Origin of the sequence: uncultured Nostoc sp. (genome assembly GCF_964247315.1) — a bacterium.
In the GTDB taxonomy this organism is placed as follows: domain Bacteria; phylum Cyanobacteriota; class Cyanobacteriia; order Cyanobacteriales; family Nostocaceae; genus Nostoc.
This window is the reverse complement of the sequence record NZ_CAXTTT010000252.1, coordinates 1-2353: the sequence shown is the minus strand read 5'-3', so window position 1 is coordinate 2353 and position 2353 is coordinate 1. Positions and strand designations below refer to the sequence as shown.

Here is a 2353-nt window from a genome sequence, read left to right as displayed (position 1 = left end):
TTTGAACTCCATTAATGAGTATTTGAACTCCATTAATGAGTCTTTGAGCTTCATTAAAGAGTCTTTGAGCTTCATTAATGAGTCTTTGATACTAGTCAAGGAGTATCAGAACTTCACTAATGAATTTTAGGGCTGCTGATTACCCAATCCCTAGTCCCCAGTCCCCAGTCCCTGCGTAAACTTACGTTATCATCGCACTAAACTAGTAAATTCTACCTATGGTTCAGGATTTTGCAACTTTAAAAAAGATATACAACGCTTTTGACCCATTTCGACCCTTGCCCGCAGGAGATCCGGCTTATGTCGATTGTCAGGAAGTGCGAGGAGATGGCGACATTTTGGTAGAGGTGGGTAGAGAGATTTTGTACTCAGACAGAAAGACTTGTCAACTTTATGCTGGTCATCGTGGTGCAGGCAAATCAACAGAATTGCTGCGTCTTCAAAAATATTTAAATGAACAAGGTTGTTTTGTTGTCTATTTTGCCGCCGATGAACAAGATATCGAGCCAGAAGATGCCCAATATACAGATATTCTCCTTGCTTGTACACGACGTTTATTAGAAGCATTAAAAGATAACGCTAATCCTGAACCTTTGGTGTCATGGTTGAAAAGCCGCTGGGATGATTTAAAAGATTTTCTACCTGACGTATCTTTAGAAGGTCTGGAGGTAGAGAAGGAAATTCCTCTTTTTGCCAAAATCACAGCCAAATTGAGAACCGAACCCAGTCTCCGCCACAAAATCCGCGAACGAGTTAACCCCCACACCCAAACTTTGATTTTGGCTTTGAATCAATTTATTGAAGATGCAAAAAAACGCTTACCTTCCGAATATTCTCAATTGGTAGTCATCGCTGATAATCTCGATCGGATTGTACCCATACCCCAGGAAGATGGACGCAGCAATCACGAACATATTTTTTTAGATCGTAGCGAACAACTCAAAGCTTTAAATTGCCATTTAATTTATACAGTACCGATTTCATTGGTGTTCTCTAACCGCGCTACAGATTTACGAGATATCTATGGTAGTGATGCTCAAGTTTTACCAATGATTATGGTGCAAACTCCTGAAAATGAAAGTTATCAACGAGGAATTAATAAAGTCCAGGAATTGTTGCAAAAGCGGGTGAGTCAGATTGACCCTAACCTTTCTATCACAAATATGTTTGAGCAGCCAGAAGCTTTACAGCAACTATGCTTAATGAGTGGAGGTCTGCGGAATTTGCTATTATTAATGAAGGAAGCAATTAAATATACTAATAATCTACCCATTACGAATAGAGCTTTACAACGGTCAATTAGCGAAACTCGAATTACCTACCGCAATACAGTTTATGCAGATGAATGGCAACCACTAGCCAAAGTTTATCATTCTAAACAAATAGTAAATGATGAACAACACCGTAACTTATTATTCAATCGCTGTATTTTGGAATATCGCCACCGTGATAAAGAAGAAAAAATTCAATGTTGGTATGATATTCATCCTTTAATTAAAGGGATTCAAGAATTTCAGGATACTTTTAATAATTTGAACCTTAGTTAGTGAGACACAGCTTGATGAAACTGGAACTGACTGATTGGGATAAAGATTTACCACTGGAACCAGATGAAGAATATCAAGCCTTAGTCCGTACTCTGAACTTTACAGAAGGCTTTGGCTTGTTATTTGCTCGTTGTTCTCCGGCTGAGGGTGAGCAGTTAATTGGCAAAGTTAAAGAAGAAATTACAAATAAAAATATTGACGTTTTGCGATTAAAGCAAGCTGTTACTAATTTATATGAAATCATAGACAAATTAGATAATAAAGAGCAGATAGATATTTTATTTGTTACAGGTTTAGAGTATTCATTTTATGAATATGAAGAGTCTAAAGCATTGATAGGGTGGAATAGTAGAGATATTTATTCATATAGTTGGAAGAGTGTACCGCCTGTTTTAATTAACTTGAATCAACAGCGAGAACGTTTTAGAGACAGCTTTAATATTTGTTTTGTTTTCTTTCTACCTCTATTTGCTATTAAATATTTTATTCAACGCGCCCCAGACTTTTTTGACTGGCGTTCGGGGTTGTTTGACTTTCCTATAGATGCAGAAACTCTCAAGCAGGAATCATCACGTATACTCCAGGATGGAGACTATGAAAAATATCTCACGCTAACACCAGAAGAAAGAACTCAAAAAATACTAGAAATTCAGGAATTGCTTGCAGAAAATCATCAAGTAACTAGTAGCCAAGCAGAATTACTGGTTGAAATAGGAAATTTGCATTTTAGTGGACAAGATTATACAAAAGCGATCACATCCTACGACCAAGCACTGAAATTTCAACCAGATTTACACCAAGCTTGG

1 protein-coding gene and 1 pseudogene are annotated in these 2353 nt (G+C 37.2%); both read left to right on the top strand.

Going from position 1 to position 2353, the window contains the following annotated elements:
* The first annotated feature begins 218 nt into the window (after positions 1-218).
* Complete coding sequence (locus ACFE93_RS34430) at positions 219-1547, top strand: ATP-binding protein (protein WP_375480590.1); 1329 nt, start codon at positions 219-221, stop codon at positions 1545-1547.
* 14 nt (positions 1548-1561) lie between these two features.
* Positions 1562-2353: pseudogene (locus ACFE93_RS34425) on the top strand (prenyltransferase); the annotation flags it as partial.